This window comes from Caballeronia sp. SL2Y3 (genome assembly GCF_022879575.1).
Lineage (GTDB): Bacteria > Pseudomonadota > Gammaproteobacteria > Burkholderiales > Burkholderiaceae > Caballeronia.
This window is the reverse complement of record NZ_CP084260.1, coordinates 1,730,866-1,748,359: the sequence shown is the minus strand read 5'-3', so window position 1 is coordinate 1,748,359 and position 17,494 is coordinate 1,730,866. Positions and strand designations below refer to the sequence as shown.

Below are 17,494 nucleotides of genomic sequence, written 5' to 3'. Positions count from 1 at the left end.
AACAATACGAAAAGAACGAGGAGCCGCTTGAAGGACATCATCCATTTCTCCCACGCGAACGGCTTTCCGGCGTCCACTTACCGCACCGTGTTCGCCGAGCTCGCGGACGACTATGAGATCCGCAGCATCGAACGATACGGGCACGATCCGCGCTTTCCGGTCACGCAGGGTTGGCCGCATCTCGCGGATCAACTGATCGAGGACATGAGCCGCTACCGGCAAGACAAGCATCCGAAGGTGTGGCTCGTCGGGCATTCGCTCGGCGGCTATCTTTCGCTGATGGCGGCGCAAAAGCGCCCGCAGTGGGTGAAGGGCGTGGTCATGCTGGATTCGCCGATCATCGCGGGATGGCGCAGCGGCCTGCTGCGCGCGACGCAATGGACTGGACTCGACGAACGCCTCTCGCCGGCGGCCGCGACGAAAAAGCGCCGCACGCACTGGGCGAGCCGCGACGAAGCGTGGCGGCATTTTCGCGCGAAGCCCGCATTTGCGCGCTGGGACGAGCGCATGCTGGCCGACTACATCGACTTCGGCATTCCGCAGACGCACGCCGACGGCACGCGCACGCTCTCGTTCGACCGGCACGTCGAATATCTGATCTATCGCACGCTGCCGCACACGCTCGGCGCGCGCTTCGCGCACGGCGCGCCGGTGCCCGTCGGCTTCGTCGCGGGCACGCATTCCACCGAAGTGCGGCAGGTCGGACTGCGCATGACGCGGCGCGTCGCGGGCGGGCATTTCGAATGGATCGAAGGCAGCCATCTCTTTCCGATGGAGCGGCCCATCGAGACGGCGCGCGCCATTCGGCGGCTGCTTCACGCGATGAGTTGATCGCTGTCGAAAGGGCGCGAGCGTGGAGGGAAATGGTGCGCGTGGATACCACGAAAAAGCACCGAAAAGCGGATCGGCAAGCGTGATTCCGGCGCGTCGGCCGCTGGGTCGCGGACGGCCTTTACGGTATAATCCGTTTTTCCCGCGAGCATCTAGCGATGACCAAATATGTATTCGTCACCGGCGGCGTAGTTTCTTCCCTCGGCAAGGGTATTGCCGCCGCCTCCCTCGCCGCGATCCTCGAATCGCGCGGTCTGAAAGTCACCCTCCTCAAGCTCGATCCCTACATCAACGTCGACCCCGGCACGATGTCCCCGTTTCAGCACGGCGAAGTGTTCGTGACGGAAGACGGCGCGGAGACGGACCTCGACCTCGGCCACTATGAGCGCTTCATCAGCACGAAGATGCGCAAGGCCAACAACTTCACCACGGGCCAGATTTACGAATCGGTGATCCGCAAGGAACGCCGCGGCGAGTATCTCGGCAAGACGGTGCAGGTCATTCCGCATATCACCAACGAAATCCAGGCGTTCGTCGAGCGCGGCGCGGCTGCGGCCACGTGCGGCCAGCCGGATGTCGCGATCGTCGAGATCGGCGGCACGGTGGGCGACATCGAATCGCTGCCGTTCCTCGAAGCCGCGCGTCAGATGAGCCTGCGCATGGGCCGCCACAGCGCCTGCTTCGTGCACCTGACGCTCGTGCCGTTCATCGCCACCGCGGGCGAACTCAAGACCAAGCCCACGCAGCATAGCGTGCAGAAGCTGCGCGAAATCGGTATCTATCCGAACGTGCTCTTGTGCCGCGCGGACCGCCCGATTCCGGACGACGAGCGCCAGAAGATTTCGCTGTTCTCGAACGTGCATGAGGAAGCGGTCATTTCGGTGTGGGACGTGGACAGCATCTACAAGATTCCGCAGATGCTCAACGACCAGGGCCTCGACGAAATCGTCTGCAACGAACTGAAGCTCTCGCCGAAGCCCGCCGACCTGAAGATGTGGTCGGACCTCGTCGAGAAGCTGGAGAATCCGAAGCACGAAGTGACCATCGGCATGGTCGGCAAGTACGTGGAACTCACCGAGTCGTACAAGTCGCTGATCGAGGCGCTGCGTCACGCGGCCATCCACACGTCGACCAAGGTCAACATCGAATATATCGATTCCGAGCAGATCGAAGCCGAAGGCGCCGATGGCCTGAAGCACCTCGACGCCGTGCTCGTGCCGGGCGGTTTCGGCCGTCGCGGCACCGAAGGCAAGATCAAGGCGATCCGCTATGCGCGCGAGTCGAAGACGCCGTATCTCGGCATCTGCCTCGGCATGCAGCTCGCGGTCATCGAGTTCGCGCGCGACGTCGCCGGCCTCGCGGACGCCAACAGCACCGAATTCGATTCCGGCACCACGAACCCGGTCGTCGCGCTCATCACCGAGTGGTACGACCGCGCGGGACGCATCGAAAAGCGCAGCGAAGAGTCGGATCTGGGCGGCACCATGCGCCTCGGCTCGCAGAAGTGCCCGATCAAGCCCGGCACGATGGCCGAGCGCATCTACGGCACGGATGTGAACGAGCGTCATCGTCACCGTTATGAGGTCAATAACCGTTTCGTGCCCCAGCTCGAAGCGGGCGGCCTTATCATCAGCGCCCGTACGCCGAGCGAGGACCTGCCCGAGATGATGGAGTTGCCGCAGTCGATGCATCCGTGGTTCGTCGGCGTGCAGTTCCACCCCGAGTTCACCTCGACGCCGCGCGACGGGCATCCGCTCTTCAAGGCGTTCGTCGAAGCGGCGCGCGCGCACAGCATCGCGGCGGGCGGCGAGAACGCTGCGCCGGTCGCGGCAACGGCGGGAGCACAGGCATGAAGCTCTGTCACTTCGAAGCGGGACTCGACCAGCCGTTCTTCCTTATCGCGGGCACGTGCGTCGTCGAATCGGAGCAGATGACCATCGACGTCGCGGGCCAACTCAAAGAAATCACGCAGAAGCTCGGCATCCCGTTCATCTACAAGTCGTCATACGACAAGGCGAACCGCAGTTCGGGCAAGTCGTTTCGCGGCCTCGGCATGAACGAGGGCTTGCGCATTCTCGGCGAAGTGAAGAAGCAACTCGGCGTGCCGGTTCTCACGGACGTTCACGCCGAGCATGAGATCGAAGCGGTCGCATCGGTCGTGGACGTGTTGCAGACGCCCGCGTTCCTGTGCCGTCAGACCGACTTCATCCACGCGTGCGCGCGCTCCGGCAAGCCTGTCAATATCAAGAAGGGCCAGTTCCTCGCGCCGCACGACATGAAGAACGTGATCGACAAGGCGCGCGACGCCGCGCGCGAGGCGGGGCTCTCGGAAGACCGCTTCATGGCGTGCGAGCGCGGCGTGTCGTTCGGCTATAACAATCTGGTGTCGGACATGCGCTCCCTCGCGATCATGCGCGAAACCAACGCGCCGGTCGTCTTCGACGCCACGCACTCGGTGCAGTTGCCGGGCGGGCAGGGCACGAGTTCGGGCGGCCAGCGCGAGTTCGTGCCGGTGCTGGCGCGGGCGGCGGTCGCCACGGGCGTCGCCGGGCTGTTCATGGAGACGCATCCTGATCCGGCCTGCGCGAAGTCGGATGGTCCGAATGCAGTGCCGCTCGCGCGCATGGAATCGCTGCTGACGACGCTCATCGCGCTCGACCGTGCGGTGAAGAGCGGACCGTTTCTCGAAAACGACTTCAACTAAAGCCCGCGCGCAGGGTTTTTAGGCTGCGTCACAGGGCGAACGAGCGCCGTAGTGAACCGGCCGCGCGCCGGAAGGTCTGAGCCAGGCCAACGAAGCGAGGCCAGTGCAGCAGAGCAGTAAAGCCAGCGCTGGCCGCTTCGATCGTGACTGACAGAATTCATCGTCAATTTGAGGAAACCATGAGTGCTATCGTAGATATCATCGGCCGCGAGATTCTCGATTCGCGAGGCAATCCGACCGTCGAATGCGACGTGTTGCTCGAATCGGGCACGATGGGCCGGGCCGCAGTGCCGTCGGGCGCATCCACGGGTTCGCGCGAGGCCATCGAACTTCGCGACGGCGAAGCCGGCCGCTACGGCGGCAAGGGCGTGCTGAAGGCAGTCGAACACATCAACACCGAGATCTCCGAAGCCATCATGGGCCTCGACGCCTCGGAGCAGGCTTTCCTCGACAAGACGCTGCTCGAACTCGACGGCACCGAGAACAAGTCGCGCCTCGGCGCGAACGCGCTGCTCGCCGTGTCGATGGCCGTCGCCAAGGCTGCCGCCGAAGAAGCCGGCTTGCCGCTGTATCGCTATTTCGGCGGCTCCGGCGCCATGCAACTCCCCGTGCCGATGATGAACATCGTGAACGGCGGCGCGCACGCGAACAACAGCCTGGACATTCAGGAATTCATGATCGTCCCGGTCAGCCAGCCGACGTTCCGCGAAGCGTTGCGTTGCGGCGCGGAAGTGTTCCATGCGCTGAAGAAAATCCTGTCGGATCGCGGCATGAGCACGGCAGTGGGCGACGAAGGCGGCTTCGCGCCGAACTTCGGCAGCAACGACGAGTGCCTGTCGACCATTCTGCAAGCCATCGAGAAAGCCGGCTACCGCGCGGGCGAAGACGTGCTGCTCGCGCTCGACTGCGCGGCGAGCGAGTTCTACCACGACGGCAAGTACCAGCTCGCGGGCGAAGGCCTGCAACTGTCGTCGGGCGAATTCGCCGACTACCTTGCAACGCTCGCCGACAAGTTCCCGATCGTCTCTATCGAAGACGGCATGCACGAAAGCGACTGGGACGGCTGGAAGACGCTGACCGAGCGCCTCGGCAAGAAGGTGCAGCTCGTCGGCGACGACCTTTTCGTCACCAACACGCGCATTCTGAAGGAAGGCATCGAGCGGGGCATCGCCAACTCGATCCTCATCAAGATCAACCAGATCGGCACGCTGACGGAAACCTTCGCCGCGATCGAAATGGCAAAGCGCGCGGGTTACACGGCGGTCATCTCGCACCGATCGGGGGAGACGGAAGATTCGACCATCGCGGATATCGCGGTCGGTCTGAACGCCGGCCAGATCAAGACCGGTTCGCTGTCGCGCAGCGACCGCATCTCGAAGTACAACCAGTTGCTGCGTATCGAAGAAGACCTCGGCGATATCGCAAGCTATCCCGGCAAGTCGGCGTTTTATAACTTGCGTTAAAAGTCCTCGCTAAAGCTTTCGCCGCTTTGGTCGATAAGGACGTTGATCTTATCTTCTGCCCGCCGCCCCGGCCTCGTGTCGAACGAGACCGAAGGGCGGCGCTTATTTCGGCTACGTGAATGCGGCTTGTAACTGTCGTTCTGGTCTTGTTGCTGGCGCTGATCCAGTACCCGCTCTGGTGGGGGCACGGCGGCTGGCTGCGCGTGCATGAATTGCAGCAGCAACTCGCGCAGCAGACGGACAAGAACACGAACCTGAAGCTGCGCAACGAACGCGTGCAAGGCGAGGTGCAGGACCTGCAAAGTGGCACCGCCGCCGTGGAAGAGCGGGCGCGCTATGAGATGGGCATGGTGAAGGACAGCGAGGTGTTCGTGCAGTTCGTCGCGCCCAATTCGACCGCGCCTGTCAACTCGGCGAACGTGCCGGGCATGAACGGCTCGACGCGCGGGCAGGTATCTGCCGCGCCGTTGCGCGTGGTGCCGAATCCGGTGTCGCGTTCGAAGCAGGAGTTGCGCGATCTGGATCGCAAGGCGCGCAAGGATAAAGCCGCCGAAGCGAAGAAGAAGCAGGGCGCAGGCGGGTGATTTGAAGCATTCAGCGGGCAAATAAAAATGGCGCAGTCGTGATCGACTGCGCCATTTTTTTTCGTTCCGCGCGAGCGGCTTACCACCACGTCCCGATGCCGACGCCCGTGCCCCAGTAAGGACCGCCCCAGCCGCCGCTCGAATAGCCGCCATACACGCCGATGGGCGGCGTGTAATAGCCGGACATCATCTTCGCGTTGTTGCCGGCAGTCGCGGCTTGCTGCGATTCGTTGAGCGCCTGCTTGTCGATCTCGTTGTAACGCTGCATCTGCTCGTCGGGCGTGAGCGTCTGCTGCGCCGTCGTCGGCGTGCTCGGCAGACGGCTGTAGATCGGCGATGGCCCCGGCGGATCCATCATGCAGCCGCTAACGAGCAGCGCGGCGGCGGCACACGACGAAAGTTTCAGCACTAGCAATGCGGTTTTCATTTGCGACCTCCAGCCGGTCGGACAACTAATCAAGCGTCAATCATAGCGCGCGGCGCGTGCTCCGAAACCCGCTCGCGGCGCGGTCGCTCCGGCCGGCCGGCGCGCGTCCGGCGCGCGCAGAGGCCCGCCGGACAAGGCATCGAGCCGATCAGTGCCGCTGATCCGATGCCGGACTCACGCCCTGCGACAGCTCTTTTGCGACAAAAAGTTGCGCAACGTCGACCGGGTCGAACTCGTAGCGTTGATTGCAGAACTCGCAGTGCACCTCCACGCTGCCGCGTTCTTCGATCACGCTGTCCACCTCTTCGCGCCCGAGCATCTTCAGCATGCCGCCGACCTTTTCGCGCGAGCAGGTGCACTGGAAGCGCGCCGGCGCGGGCTCGAAGTGCTGCACGTTTTCCTGCCAGAAGAGCCGCCGGAACACGGTTTCGGGATCTTCCTTCAGCAGTTCCTCGTTCGACAGCGTGCTGCCGAGATGACAGACGCGCTGCCACGTATCGGAGTCGTGCTCGCCCGGATGCGGAACGATGCCGCCATCGCCCGGCAGCTTCTGCAACAACATGCCGACGGCGCGGTCCGTATTCGCGGCGAGCCACAGGCGCGTGTCGAGCTGCTCGGAATGATGCATGTACTGTTCCAGCACCTCGGCCATCGACGCGAGCGGTCCGTGCTCGCCGGACAGCGGCACGATGCCCTGATACGGCTGCTGGCCCGGCTTCTTGTCGGACGGATCGAGCGTGATGACGCAGCGGCCGTGACCATTGCGGTTGAGCAGTTCCGCGAGCGGCATGTCGTCGCGAAGCGTGCTTTCCGCGCCTTCCGCGAGCTTGGCCGTCGCGCGCAGCGTCAGAGCCGAGCTGCATTGTACGACCAGCATCTTCACCGGACCGTCGCCGTAGATCTGCATGATGAGCGTGCCGTCGAACTTGAGGTTCGCCGAGAGCAGGGCGCACGCGGCCATCATCTCGCCGAGCACGTTGCGCACGGCGGTCGGGTACGCGCGGCGCGCGAGCACTTCCTGCCACGTATTGCGCAGCGAAACGATCTCGCCGCGCACCGGCGCCGCGTTGAACATGAATTTCTGCAACTGGTCGTTCACAACTCTTCCTTGGGTGTTGAGGCGGAACGTGCCGCTTCGCGTCTCGCGCAGCGCCGCCGTTCAGCCGATGCGCACGAGCTGCGCCTTATAGTATTCGCGCCGGTCGGCATAACTCGCCGTGGCCGCGCGCATGCGGGCGATGTCCGCCTCGCCGATTTCGCGCACCGCCTTCGCGGGCGCGCCGAGAATCAGCGTGTTGTCGGGAAAAACCTTGCCTTCGGTGACGATCGCGCCCGCGCCCACCAGACAGTTGCGGCCGATCACCGCGCCATTCAAGACCACCGCCTGAATCCCGATCAGCGACCCTTCGCCGACGGTGCAGCCGTGCAGCATCGCCTGATGGCCGACCGTGACGTTGGCCGCAATCGTCAGCGGAAAGCCGGGGTCGGCGTGCAGCACCGCGCCTTCCTGCACGTTGCTGCCGCGGCCGACGACGATCGGCTCGTTATCGCCGCGCAGCGCCGCGCCGAACCACACGCTCGCGTTTTCTTCGAGCGTGACGCGGCCGATGATGGTCGCGGTATCCGCGAGAAACACGCTTTCGTGAATGGTGGGGGCGTCGTCGCCGAGTTTGTAGATCGCCACGGTGTCTCCTCTGGCTTGCGTCTTCGATGATGGATGCCGGCCGCGCGACGCTAGAATGCGCGTCTTGGCTCGTCTCTGCGCCTACGCCGGCGCTATAGTTGCGCGATGTTTTGCCCTGCCGGATCATCATTTTAGCCGTTTGCGGCATTTCGCCGCCGGGCCTTCCTCTTCCGATCAGCCGCTGTCATGCCGAATCTTCCCCCGCCCGCCGATTTTCCGTGCGACACGTTCTGCGCGCGTCGCGCGGCGCTCGCGATTCTGCGCGAGCGCGAGCCGGTCGCGAAGGCGGAACGCGCTCGTACCCTTTACGAGAGCGTGCGATCCAGCGCGTTGCACGTGGATCCGGCGCTCGCGCTCGACGATCCCGGCGATCTGCCGGGACGCCCGGCGCGGCCGGAACTCGTCGAGCCTTCGTCGCTGAAACGGCGCGGCATGCAGTCGGAAGCCGGGCGCGCGGTGCTGCTGCACGCGCTCGCGCACATCGAATTCAACGCGATCAACCTCGCGCTCGACGCCGTGTGGCGCTTCTCCTCGATGCCAGCCGAGTTCTACGTCGACTGGCTCAAGGTCGCGGCCGAAGAAGCGCATCACTTCTCGCTGCTGCGCGCGCGTCTCGCCGAATTCGGGCACGCTTACGGCGACTTCCCCGCGCACGACGGACTCTGGGAAATGGCCGAGCGCACGCGCGGCGACGTACTCGCGCGCATGGCGCTCGTGCCGCGCACGCTGGAGGCGCGCGGGCTCGACGCGTCGCCGCCCATCCGCAAGCGGCTCGCGCAGGCGGGCGATCACGCGTCGGCGGCCATTCTCGACGTGATCCTGCGAGACGAGATCGGCCACGTGCTGATCGGCAACCGCTGGTTCCGCTCTCTGTGCGATCAGGCTGCGCTCGATCCGCACGTCACTTACGAACGCCTCGCCGAGCAGTATCACGCGCCGAAGCTGCGCGGCCCGTTCAACTTGGAGGCGCGCCGCGACGCCGGTTTCGACGAGGCCGAACTCCGCGCGCTCGCGGGACTCGACGCATCGGCGTAGCCGCTATACTGAACGGTCATCCTTTTTCACGAATTTCCCGAGGCGGACCATGAAAGAATCGCGCTCCGAGTTCGTCGATGCGCGCGGCGTGCGTCTGCACGTGCGCCACTGGGGCTCGCCCGACGCGCCCATGCTGTTCATGCTGCACGGCTGGATGGACGTCGCGGCGTCCTTCCAGTTCGTGGTCGACGCGCTCGCGGGCGACTGGCAAGTGCTCGCGCCCGATGCGCGCGGCTTCGGCCTGTCGGACTGGCCGGTCGCGCAAAAGGGCGGCGGGCACTACTATTTTCCCGACTATCTCGCCGATCTCGACGCGCTTCTCGACCATTACGCGCCCACGGACCAAGTCGATCTCGTCGGCCACAGCATGGGCGCGAACGTCGCGCTGCTCTACGCCGGTGTGCGGCCCGCGCGCGTGCGACGCGTGGTCGATCTCGAAGGCTTCGGACTGCCCGCGACGCGTCCCTCGCAGGCGCCGGGCGCGCTCACGCGATGGCTCGACGATCTGCGCGCGCCGCCGCCCTTGCGCTCCTATGCGAGCCTCGACGACGTGGCCGACCGCCTGATCCGCACGAATCCACGTCTCGCCCGGTCGCGGGCGCGTTTTCTCGCGCAGCACTGGTCGCGGCAAGAAGCGGACGGCGCGTTCCATCTGCTCGCGGACCCGGCACACAAGCTGCGTAGCCCTGTGCTGTATCGCCTCGACGAGGTGATGGCCGTCTGGTCGCGCGTGCAGGCGAAAGTGCTGCACGTGGAGGCGGAAGCGTCGCCGACGCTCGCGAGCTTCGCGGGCTCGATGCCCATCGCCGAGTTCAAGACGCGGTTCGCCGCATTCCCCGACTGGCGCGAAGAAATCGTCGGCGATGCGGGGCACATGATCCATCACGACCAGCCCGAGCGCATCGCCGCGCTGATCGAGGCGTTCTGCGCGTGACGGCTGGGCGTGCGCTGGCCGCTGGCGGTCATCGCGGTAAGCGTTGTTCCATGCCGTTCAAGTAAAATGACATTCCATGAAGCCGACCATCAACGCCGATCTGCATTGCCACTCCACCGTCTCGGACGGCCAGCTTTCGCCCGCCGAAGTGGCGGCGCGCGCGCATGCGGGCGGCGTCGAAATGTGGTCGCTGACCGACCACGATCAGCTGGGCGGACAGCGCGAGGCGCGCGCGGCGGCGGAGGTGCTCGGCATGCGCTATCTGCCGGGCGTCGAGATCTCGGTGACGTGGGCCTCGCGCACGGTGCATGTGGTGGGCATGAACGTCGATCCGGAGAATCAGGCGCTCGTCAACGGCCTCGCCTCGACGCGCAACGGACGCGCCGCGCGGGGCGTGGCCATCGGGGACGCGCTCGCGGCGGTGGGCATTCCGAACGCGTACGAAGGCGCGCTGCGCTATACCGACGACCCCGATATGATCTCGCGTACGCATTTCGCGCGCTTTCTCGTCGAAGAAGGCTACGCCGAGACGACCTCCGACGTGTTCGCGCGCTATCTCGGCGACGGCAAGCCGGGCTTCGTCGGACATCGCTGGGCCAAGCTCGCGGATGCGATGCAGTGGATTCGCGACGCAGGCGGCGAGCCGATCATCGCGCATCCGGGCCGCTACGACTACACGCCGGTCCAGTTCGCCGCGCTCTTCGACGAGTTTATCCAGTTGGGCGGCAAGGCCATCGAAGTCGTGACCGGCAGTCATACGCCCGACCAGTACCGCGAGTACGCTGATGTCGCGCGCCGTTACGGCTTCGAAGCGTCGCGCGGTTCGGACTTTCACGGGCCGGGGGAAGGGCGCGTCGATCTGGGCCGGCTTCCGCCGCTACCCGAGGACCTCACGCCCGTCTGGGCGCGCTGGCTGTAACGTCTCGGCGCGTGCCTTGCGCGCACGCGCATGGTCCTTGCCTCACGGCATCTATCGCACGTACGGTTTGGCCGAAGCGTCGCGCTCGCGCACTCACGCGCGAGGCGTACGCGTCCACGGGCAAGAACGACACAACAAGGCGTCCCATGTCCCAGTTCTTTCGTATTCATCCGGATAATCCGCAGCCGCGTCTGATCAATCAGGCGGTGCAGATCATCAAGGACGGCGGCATCGTCGCCCTGCCGACCGATTCGAGCTACGCGCTCGCCTGCCATCTCGACGACAAGACTGCCGTCGAGCGGCTGCGGCGCATTCGCGGCATCGACGACAAGCAACTGTTGTCGCTGCTCGTGCGCGATCTGTCCGAGCTCGCCAACTTCGCGATGGTCGACAACCGGCAGTATCGGCTGATCAAATCGGTCACGCCGGGGCCGTACGTGTTCGTGCTCCAAGCGACGAAGGAAGTGCCGCGCAGGCTGTCGCATCCGTCGCGCAAGACCATCGGGCTGCGCGTGCCGGATCACGAGATCACGCTCGCGCTGCTCGGCGCGCTCGGCGAGCCGCTGCTCGCGTCCACCCTGATCCTGCCGGGCGAGACCGAGCCGCTCAACGACGCCGAGGAAATCCGCGAGCGGCTGGAAAAGCAAATCGACCTCGTGATCGATGCGGGCGCGTGCCCGGCCGAGCCTTCCACGGTGATCGACCTGACGGGCGGCGAGCCGGTGCTGGTGCGCGCGGGCCGGGGCAGTCTGGAGCCGTTCGGCCTGGCGGCGTGAGCGCGGCCTCACGGCTGCGCATTTCCGAAGCCAGAAACGCCGCGCGCAAGCCGCGCCGCGCCTGCCGACGCCTGCCCGCTTGATACAATAGCGCCCTATGGATCCTTCCCTGATACAAACCATCGCGGTCTACGCGCTCCCGGTGATCTTCGCGATCACGCTGCACGAGGCCGCGCATGGCTACGCCGCGCGTCTGCTCGGCGACAACACGGCTTACGTGCTCGGCCGCGTTTCCATGAATCCGATGCGCCACATCGACCCGATCGGGACCATCGTCATTCCCATCGTGCTGTATTTCGTGACGAGCGGCGCGTTCATGTTCGGCTACGCGAAACCGGTTCCCGTCGCGTTCGGCAATCTGCGCAATCCGCGCTGGGGCGGCCTGTGGGTCGCGGCGGCGGGTCCGGGCAGCAACTTCGTGCAGGCGCTCCTGTGGGGCGTGCTCGCGGTGCTGCTCGCCGCCTTTCATGTCGATGAACCGTTCTTCACGCGCATGGCGGCAGCCGGCGTCGGCGTGAATCTGGTGTTCGGCGTGCTCAATCTCTTTCCGCTGCTGCCGCTCGACGGCGGGCGCATTCTGTCGGCGCTCTTGCCGGTGCGCGCGTCGCTTGCATTTCAGAAGATCGAGCCGTACGGTTTCTGGATCGTGATGGCGCTCATCATGACCAACGCGCTGACGCGCTTCTGGCTCGGCCCCCTCGTGAACGTGGGCTACGCGGCGGTGTCGGCCATTCTGAATCCCTTCGCTTCACTCTTTCCCTAAGATCATGTTCCCTGACCGTATCTTCTCCGGCATGCGGCCCACCGGGTCGCTGCACCTCGGCCACTATCACGGCGTGCTGAAAAACTGGGTGCGGCTGCAGTCCGAGTATCCGTGCTTCTTCGCGGTGGTGGACTGGCACGCGCTCACCACGCACTACGAGACGCCCGAGGTCATCGAGAAAAACGTCTGGGAAGTGCTGATCGACTGGCTCGCTTCCGGCATCGATCCGGCGCAGGCCACGCTCTTCATCCAGAGCCGCGTGCCTGAACACGCGGAATTGTCGCTCCTGCTCGGCATGGGCACGCCGCTCGGCTGGCTCGAACGCGTGCCGACCTACAAGGAGCAGATCGAGAAGCTGAAGGAAAAGGACCTGTCCACGTACGGCTTTCTCGGCTATCCGGTGCTGATGGCGGCGGACATTCTGCTGTATCGCGCGTCGCTGGTGCCGGTCGGCGAAGACCAGGTGCCGCACGTCGAAATGACGCGCGAGATCGCGCGCCGCTTCAACTATCTCTACGGCAAGGAGCCGGACTTCGAAGAGAAGGCGCTCGAAGCCGCGAAGAAGCTCGGCGGCAAGCGCGCGAAGCTGTATCACGAACTGCGCATCGCGTATCAGCAGGAAGGCGACGACGAGGCGCTCGAACAAGCCCGCGCAATGCTGCAGGAATCGCAGAGCCTGTCGATGAGCGACCGCGAACGCCTGTTCGGCTATCTGGAAGGCGCGCGCAAGCTGATTCTCGTCGAGCCGCAAGTGCTCTTGACGGAAGCGTCGCGCATGCCGGGTCTCGACGGGCAGAAGATGTCGAAGTCGTACGGCAACACCATCGGCCTGCGCGAGGACGCGGAAACCATCACGAAGAAAGTGCGCACCATGCCCACCGATCCGGCGCGCGTGCGCCGCACCGACCCGGGCGACCCGGACAAGTGCCCGGTGTGGCAACTGCATCAGGTCTACACCGATGAAGAGACGCACAAGTGGGTGCAGCAGGGCTGCCGCAGCGCGGGCATCGGTTGCCTCGACTGCAAGCAGCCGGTGATCGAAGGCATCTTGCGCGAGCAGCAGCCGATGCTCGAACGCGCGCAAAAGTACATGGACGATCCGTCGCTTCTGCGCGCGATCGTCGCCGATGGCTGCGACAAGGCGCGCAAGTTCGCGACGGAAACCATGCGCGACGTGCGCGAAGCAATGGGCCTGTCGTACAACTGATGGATGCCGGCACGCCGAGCGGCTGGGTCACGCGCTGGGCGCATCTCGTTGCGCCCGGCGCCGACGTGCTCGATGTCGCGTCGGGCAGCGGACGCCACGCGCGCTGGTTCGCGGAGCGCGGTCACGCGGTGCTCGCGGTCGATCGCGACGTCGAGGCGCTTGCGTCGATGTCCGCGTGCGACGGCGTCACGACGCTCGCCGCCGATCTCGAAGGCGCGCCGTGGCCGCTTCCAGCCGATCGACGGTTCGGCGCGGTCGTCGTCACGAACTATCTGCATCGGCCGCTCTTCGGTCATCTGATCGACTCGCTCGCACCCGGTGGCGTGCTCATCTATGAGACGTTCGCGGCGGGCAACGAGCGCATCGGCAAGCCATCGAATCCCGCGTTTCTGCTCGCGCCCGGCGAATTGCTCGACGCGGTTCGCGGCCGGCTTCGCGTGATCGCATGCGAAGATGGTTACGTCGAACGCCCGCGTGCTGCCTATGTGCAGCGAATTTGCGCGGTCCGCGAGCTACAGGCAACCGATAGCGCGCCATCGGGCGCAGAAAAACCGCTCACGGTTGGTAACACGTCTTCGGGTTCGCCTCGTTACGATTTGGCGGGCTAATCCGCTACAATCGCGTAATATCGCTTTTTGCGATTAAATTCACGATTAAATTCATAGAGTTTCATGACTAACGGAACTAACGGCGGGTCCAACGGCGGCGGCCTCCGGATTCGCGGCAGCATCCCTGCCATCGTCACACCGATGCACGAGGACGGTAGTCTCGATCTGCCGGCGTTTCGTAAGCTGATCGACTGGCATGTCGAGCAGGGCTCGAACGGGCTCGTGGTCGTGGGCACGAGCGGCGAGTCGGCCACGTTGTCGGTCGAAGAGCACGTGCTGATGGTGCAGACGGCGGTCGAGCACGCGGCCAAGCGGTTCCCGATCATCGCGGGCGCGGGCGGCAATTCGACGGCGGAAGCCATCGAACTGTCCAAGCAGGCCAAGAAAGTCGGCGCGGATGCCACACTGCAAGTCGTGCCGTACTACAACAAGCCGACGCAAGAGGGCATGTACCGGCACTTCCGCGCCATTGCGGAAGCCGTCGATCTTCCCGTGATTCTCTATAACGTGCCGGGCCGCACCGTTGCCGACATGAGCAACGAGACGATCCTGCGCCTGGCCGACGTGCCTGGCATCATCGGCGTGAAGGAAGCGACCGGCAACATCGATCGCGCGGCGCATCTCATCAAGCACGCGCCGGCCGATTTCGCCATCTTCAGCGGCGACGATCCCACGGCCATCGCGCTGATGCTGCTGGGCGGCCACGGCAACATTTCGGTGACGGCCAACGTCGCGCCGAAGCAGATGAGCGAGCTGTGCCGCGCCGCGCTCGCAGGCGACGCGATCACCGCGCGCCGCATCCATCTGAGCCTTTTGGAACTGCACAAGCAACTGTTCTGCGAATCCAACCCGATTCCGGCGAAATGGGCGCTGCAGGCGCTCGGCCGCATGGAAGGCGGCATCCGCCTGCCGCTCACGCCGCTCGACGCGCGCTTTCACGACATCGTGCGTGGCGCGCTGCAAAGCGCCGGGCTGCTCTCTTGACCGAAGCGCGGCGGCGCACTCGCGATATCGACGACACATCGAAATCGACGGCGCCGCTCAACGTGATCGAAGCGATCGCGACCCGTCATCAACCGCCGCTCATCGGCCTCGCTTGCCCGCGTTCGCACGCGCGACCGACGTGAGGCCATGCGTAACAGCACGTCATCTGCAGCAAAGAAGGACCTCATGAAACATTCCACTCTTCTTACTCAAGCCAAACGCCTGGGCGTGCTGTCGCTTGGCGCCGGCGTCGTCTTCGCGCTGGCGGGTTGCGACACGCTGAACGACTGGCTCGCGCCCGATCGCGTGAATTACAAGGCCGCTGAAACCGCACCGTCGCTCAACGTGCCGTCCGATCTCAGCACGGCCGACATCAGCCAGCGTTACGCCGCGCCGCCGCCGATCAACACGCTCGGCGGCACTGCGCAGCGCAACGCGACGCCCGCGGGCAACCTGACGCTCGGCGTGCCGAATGCGCAGGACCCCTACGGCATGCACGTCGAGAGCGACGGCGACCGCCGCTGGCTCGTCGTGGATGGCCGTTCGCCGGATCAGGTCTGGCCGCAGTTGCAGGAGTTCTGGACCGAGAACGGCTTCACGCTGAAAACCGACTCGGCGCAGACCGGCATCATGGCGACCGACTGGGCCGAGAATCGCGCGAACATTCCGAACGACTGGTTCCGCAACAGCGTCGGCAAGCTGCTGGACTTCGCGTATTCGTCCGGCACGCGCGACATGTTCCGCACGCAGGTGGATCGCGCGTCGGACGGCTCGACCGATATCTCCGTCACGCATAGCGCGATGGAAGAAGTGCTGACGGGTCAGGACAAGACCTCGTCGCGCTGGGAAACGCGTCCGCGCAATCCGGCGCTCGAAGCCGCGTTTCTCGCAAAGATGATGCAGAAGTTCGGCCTGACCGAAGATCAATCGAAGCAGCTGATCGCGCAGGCGCGTCCGGCGGGCGCGAAGGTCGCCGTCGAGCAGACGGCGGGCACCTCCACGCTCGATCTCGCCGAGCCGTTCGACCGCGCATGGCTGCGCGTCGGCCTCGCGCTGGATCGCACGAACTTCACGGTCGACAATCGCGACCGCGAGAAGGGCATCTACTACGTGCACTATTCGGATTCGATGGCGGAGCTGAAGAAGGAAGGTCTCCTTGGCAAGCTGTTCTCCAGCAATTCGCCGAAGCCCACGCGCCAGTTCCTCGTGAACGTTCGTCCGAAAGCGGATGCGCTCACGCAGGTCGCCGTCGTCGATGCGAACGGCCAGCCGGACAACTCGTCCGATGCGCAGCGCATCGTTTCGCTGCTTCACGCGCAACTCAACTGAGCCCGGGCGCCGAGCGATTGTGAGATTCGCCAGTCTGGGTAGCGGCAGTGAAGGCAACGCGCTGCTCGTCGAGTCGACGAGCGGCACGACCACCACGCGCGTGCTGCTCGATTGCGGTTTTTCCGCGAAGGAAGTAGAGCGCCGGCTTGCACGGCTCGGGTGCGCTGCGGCGCAACTCGATGCCATCGTCATCACGCACGAGCACACGGACCATATCGGCAGCGCGCTGACACTGGCGCGCAAGTGGTCCATTCCGCTGTATATGAGTTGGGGCACCGCGCGGGCGGTCGGCGCGGACGAAGCGAAGGTCGATCTGCGCGTGCTGTGGGGCGACGAGAGCGTCGCTATCGGCGATGTCAGCCTGCTGCCGTACACGGTGCCGCACGACGCGCGCGAGCCGCTGCAATATGTCTTTTCGGATGGCGCAAGCCGTCTCGGTGTCCTGACTGATGTCGGCGTGGCGACGCCGCACATCACGAGCGTTCTAAGCGGCTGCGACGCGCTCGTGCTCGAATCCAACCATGACCTCGCGATGCTCGCCGCAAGCCGTTATCCGGCGTCGCTGAAGGCGCGTATCGGCGGGACCCATGGACACCTGAATAACGATGCCGCCGCCGCGATCCTCGCATCGCTCGATCGTTCCAGAATGCGGCATCTCGTGGCCGCGCATCTGAGTCAGCAAAACAATCTGCCGCATCTCGCGCAGGGCGCGCTCGCGGCGGTGCTCGGCGCGTCGGCGGAGGATGTCGTGGTGGCATCGCAGGCGGATGGCTTCGACTGGTTGACGCTGTAGACAGCGAACCCGTGAGCACAAACAAAAAAACCGGCGCGAGCCGGTTTTTTTGTATGGGCCGCTTGAAGCGGCCCTGCCAGGCGTCACGCGCTGGCGTAAAGCCTGATGGCCTTACTGGCTTGCGCCCGAAGCCGGAGCAGCCGACGAAGCAGCAGCGTCCGAAGCAGCGCCAGCTGCCGAAGCTGCGTCGCTTGCAGCGGCCGATGCGCTCGATGCAGCAGCGTTTGCGTCCGAAGCGGCAGCAGCCGGAGCCGAAGCAGCCGACGAATCGCTTGCAGCGCTCGGAGCAGCCGTATCGCTAGACTTGTTGCATGCAGCCAGGGCAACAGCAGCCAACAGGGATGCTACGAGGAGGGATTTCTTCATGATCACGTCCTTTTATGGTTAAAGGTAAGCAACAGCGCAAAGTACCGGTAATGTGTGCTCCAACACCGACCTGGGCCGCTGTGGAGC

The 17,494-nt window shown here is 64.9% G+C and carries 19 protein-coding genes; 15 read left to right on the top strand and 4 right to left on the bottom strand.

Annotation, left to right across the window (positions count from 1 at the left end):
- Positions 1 to 27: 27 nt before the first annotated feature.
- From LDZ26_RS08240 to ftsB, 5 genes are all read left to right on the top strand, one after another.
- Complete coding sequence (locus LDZ26_RS08240) at positions 28 to 831, top strand: alpha/beta fold hydrolase (RefSeq protein WP_244846803.1); 804 nt, start codon at positions 28 to 30, stop codon at positions 829 to 831.
- 158 nt (positions 832 to 989) lie between these two features.
- Positions 990 to 2,684 carry a CTP synthase gene (locus LDZ26_RS08235; RefSeq protein ID WP_244846801.1) on the top strand — a complete coding sequence of 565 codons (1,695 nt, stop codon included), beginning with the start codon at positions 990 to 992 and terminating at the stop codon, positions 2,682 to 2,684.
- Positions 2,681 to 3,535 carry a 3-deoxy-8-phosphooctulonate synthase gene (kdsA, locus tag LDZ26_RS08230; RefSeq protein WP_244846799.1) on the top strand — a complete coding sequence of 285 codons (855 nt, stop codon included), beginning with the start codon at positions 2,681 to 2,683 and terminating at the stop codon, positions 3,533 to 3,535. The genes LDZ26_RS08235 and kdsA overlap by 4 nt, the downstream gene beginning before the upstream one ends.
- A 179-nt stretch (positions 3,536 to 3,714) precedes the next feature.
- Entirely contained in the window at positions 3,715 to 4,998 is a 1,284-nt protein-coding gene (gene eno, locus LDZ26_RS08225; protein WP_244846797.1) for a phosphopyruvate hydratase, read from the top strand.
- A 119-nt stretch (positions 4,999 to 5,117) separates the two neighbouring features.
- Entirely contained in the window at positions 5,118 to 5,582 is a 465-nt protein-coding gene (ftsB, locus tag LDZ26_RS08220; RefSeq protein ID WP_175944209.1) for a cell division protein FtsB, read from the top strand.
- Positions 5,583 to 5,661: 79 nt separating this feature from the next.
- Here ftsB and LDZ26_RS08215 read toward each other — a convergent pair whose 3' ends face one another.
- The 3 genes from LDZ26_RS08215 to LDZ26_RS08205 all read right to left on the bottom strand — a co-directional run bounded on the left by LDZ26_RS08215 (position 5,662) and on the right by LDZ26_RS08205 (position 7,693).
- Positions 5,662 to 6,009: a hypothetical protein gene (locus tag LDZ26_RS08215; protein WP_244846796.1), complete on the bottom strand. Its 348-nt coding sequence runs from the start codon at positions 6,007 to 6,009 to the stop codon at positions 5,662 to 5,664.
- Between the two features lie 148 nt (positions 6,010 to 6,157).
- The gene (gene hslO / locus LDZ26_RS08210; RefSeq protein ID WP_244846795.1) at positions 6,158 to 7,108 is read right to left on the bottom strand and encodes an Hsp33 family molecular chaperone HslO; all 951 of its coding nucleotides are present in this window, start codon (positions 7,106 to 7,108) and stop codon (positions 6,158 to 6,160) included.
- 60 nt (positions 7,109 to 7,168) lie between these two features.
- The gene (locus LDZ26_RS08205; protein ID WP_244846794.1) at positions 7,169 to 7,693 is read right to left on the bottom strand and encodes a gamma carbonic anhydrase family protein; all 525 of its coding nucleotides are present in this window, start codon (positions 7,691 to 7,693) and stop codon (positions 7,169 to 7,171) included.
- A 186-nt stretch (positions 7,694 to 7,879) separates the two neighbouring features.
- Between LDZ26_RS08205 and LDZ26_RS08200 the strand changes: the two genes are divergently transcribed.
- From LDZ26_RS08200 to LDZ26_RS08155, 10 genes are all read left to right on the top strand, one after another.
- The gene (locus LDZ26_RS08200; RefSeq protein ID WP_244846793.1) at positions 7,880 to 8,728 is read left to right on the top strand and encodes a ferritin-like domain-containing protein; all 849 of its coding nucleotides are present in this window, start codon (positions 7,880 to 7,882) and stop codon (positions 8,726 to 8,728) included.
- 49 nt (positions 8,729 to 8,777) lie between these two features.
- The gene (locus tag LDZ26_RS08195) at positions 8,778 to 9,662 is read left to right on the top strand and encodes an alpha/beta fold hydrolase (RefSeq protein ID WP_244846792.1); all 885 of its coding nucleotides are present in this window, start codon (positions 8,778 to 8,780) and stop codon (positions 9,660 to 9,662) included.
- Between the two features lie 88 nt (positions 9,663 to 9,750).
- Positions 9,751 to 10,581 carry a 3',5'-nucleoside bisphosphate phosphatase gene (locus LDZ26_RS08190; RefSeq protein ID WP_244849092.1) on the top strand — a complete coding sequence of 277 codons (831 nt, stop codon included), beginning with the start codon at positions 9,751 to 9,753 and terminating at the stop codon, positions 10,579 to 10,581.
- A gap of 146 nt (positions 10,582 to 10,727) precedes the next feature.
- Positions 10,728 to 11,357: an L-threonylcarbamoyladenylate synthase gene (locus LDZ26_RS08185; protein WP_244846791.1), complete on the top strand. Its 630-nt coding sequence runs from the start codon at positions 10,728 to 10,730 to the stop codon at positions 11,355 to 11,357.
- A 97-nt stretch (positions 11,358 to 11,454) separates the two neighbouring features.
- Positions 11,455 to 12,120, top strand: a complete 666-nt coding sequence (locus LDZ26_RS08180; RefSeq protein ID WP_159836517.1) for a site-2 protease family protein — start codon at positions 11,455 to 11,457, stop codon at positions 12,118 to 12,120.
- Between the two features lie 4 nt (positions 12,121 to 12,124).
- The gene (locus LDZ26_RS08175; RefSeq protein WP_244846789.1) at positions 12,125 to 13,327 is read left to right on the top strand and encodes a tryptophan--tRNA ligase; all 1,203 of its coding nucleotides are present in this window, start codon (positions 12,125 to 12,127) and stop codon (positions 13,325 to 13,327) included.
- Positions 13,327 to 13,935, top strand: a complete 609-nt coding sequence (locus LDZ26_RS08170; protein ID WP_244846787.1) for a bifunctional 2-polyprenyl-6-hydroxyphenol methylase/3-demethylubiquinol 3-O-methyltransferase UbiG — start codon at positions 13,327 to 13,329, stop codon at positions 13,933 to 13,935. Before LDZ26_RS08175 ends, LDZ26_RS08170 begins: the two co-directional genes overlap by 1 nt.
- A gap of 63 nt (positions 13,936 to 13,998) precedes the next feature.
- Positions 13,999 to 14,919, top strand: a complete 921-nt coding sequence (dapA, locus tag LDZ26_RS08165) for a 4-hydroxy-tetrahydrodipicolinate synthase (protein WP_206466601.1) — start codon at positions 13,999 to 14,001, stop codon at positions 14,917 to 14,919.
- 186 nt (positions 14,920 to 15,105) lie between these two features.
- Positions 15,106 to 16,248 (top strand): outer membrane protein assembly factor BamC, encoded by a 1,143-nt coding sequence (gene bamC, locus LDZ26_RS08160; RefSeq protein WP_244846785.1) that lies wholly within the window; start codon positions 15,106 to 15,108, stop codon positions 16,246 to 16,248.
- A gap of 19 nt (positions 16,249 to 16,267) precedes the next feature.
- A complete protein-coding gene (locus LDZ26_RS08155; RefSeq protein WP_244846784.1) occupies positions 16,268 to 17,041 on the top strand; it encodes an MBL fold metallo-hydrolase in 774 nt (257 codons plus the stop codon).
- A gap of 111 nt (positions 17,042 to 17,152) precedes the next feature.
- On the opposite strand, the gene LDZ26_RS08150 is transcribed toward LDZ26_RS08155, so the two are convergent.
- Entirely contained in the window at positions 17,153 to 17,407 is a 255-nt protein-coding gene (locus tag LDZ26_RS08150) for a hypothetical protein (RefSeq protein WP_236572749.1), read from the bottom strand.
- Positions 17,408 to 17,494: the final 87 nt, after the last annotated feature.

What these genes read in the sequence shown, in the direction of transcription:
- LDZ26_RS08195 (WP_244846792.1), top strand. Translation starts at nt 8,778, where the DNA reads ATGAAAGAATCGCGCTCCGAGTTCGTCGATGCGCGCGGCGTGCGTCTG.
- LDZ26_RS08200 (WP_244846793.1), top strand. Translation starts at nt 7,880, where the DNA reads ATGCCGAATCTTCCCCCGCCCGCCGATTTTCCGTGCGACACGTTCTGC.
- LDZ26_RS08175 (WP_244846789.1), top strand. Translation starts at nt 12,125, where the DNA reads ATGTTCCCTGACCGTATCTTCTCCGGCATGCGGCCCACCGGGTCGCTG.
- ftsB (WP_175944209.1), top strand. Translation starts at nt 5,118, where the DNA reads ATGCGGCTTGTAACTGTCGTTCTGGTCTTGTTGCTGGCGCTGATCCAG.
- bamC (WP_244846785.1), top strand. Translation starts at nt 15,106, where the DNA reads ATGAAACATTCCACTCTTCTTACTCAAGCCAAACGCCTGGGCGTGCTG.
- LDZ26_RS08180 (WP_159836517.1), top strand. Translation starts at nt 11,455, where the DNA reads ATGGATCCTTCCCTGATACAAACCATCGCGGTCTACGCGCTCCCGGTG.
- eno (WP_244846797.1), top strand. Translation starts at nt 3,715, where the DNA reads ATGAGTGCTATCGTAGATATCATCGGCCGCGAGATTCTCGATTCGCGA.
- kdsA (WP_244846799.1), top strand. Translation starts at nt 2,681, where the DNA reads ATGAAGCTCTGTCACTTCGAAGCGGGACTCGACCAGCCGTTCTTCCTT.
- LDZ26_RS08235 (WP_244846801.1), top strand. Translation starts at nt 990, where the DNA reads ATGACCAAATATGTATTCGTCACCGGCGGCGTAGTTTCTTCCCTCGGC.
- LDZ26_RS08185 (WP_244846791.1), top strand. Translation starts at nt 10,728, where the DNA reads ATGTCCCAGTTCTTTCGTATTCATCCGGATAATCCGCAGCCGCGTCTG.
- dapA (WP_206466601.1), top strand. Translation starts at nt 13,999, where the DNA reads ATGACTAACGGAACTAACGGCGGGTCCAACGGCGGCGGCCTCCGGATT.
- LDZ26_RS08215 (WP_244846796.1), bottom strand. Translation starts at nt 6,009, where the DNA reads ATGAAAACCGCATTGCTAGTGCTGAAACTTTCGTCGTGTGCCGCCGCC.
- LDZ26_RS08170 (WP_244846787.1), top strand. Translation starts at nt 13,327, where the DNA reads ATGGATGCCGGCACGCCGAGCGGCTGGGTCACGCGCTGGGCGCATCTC.
- LDZ26_RS08150 (WP_236572749.1), bottom strand. Translation starts at nt 17,407, where the DNA reads ATGAAGAAATCCCTCCTCGTAGCATCCCTGTTGGCTGCTGTTGCCCTG.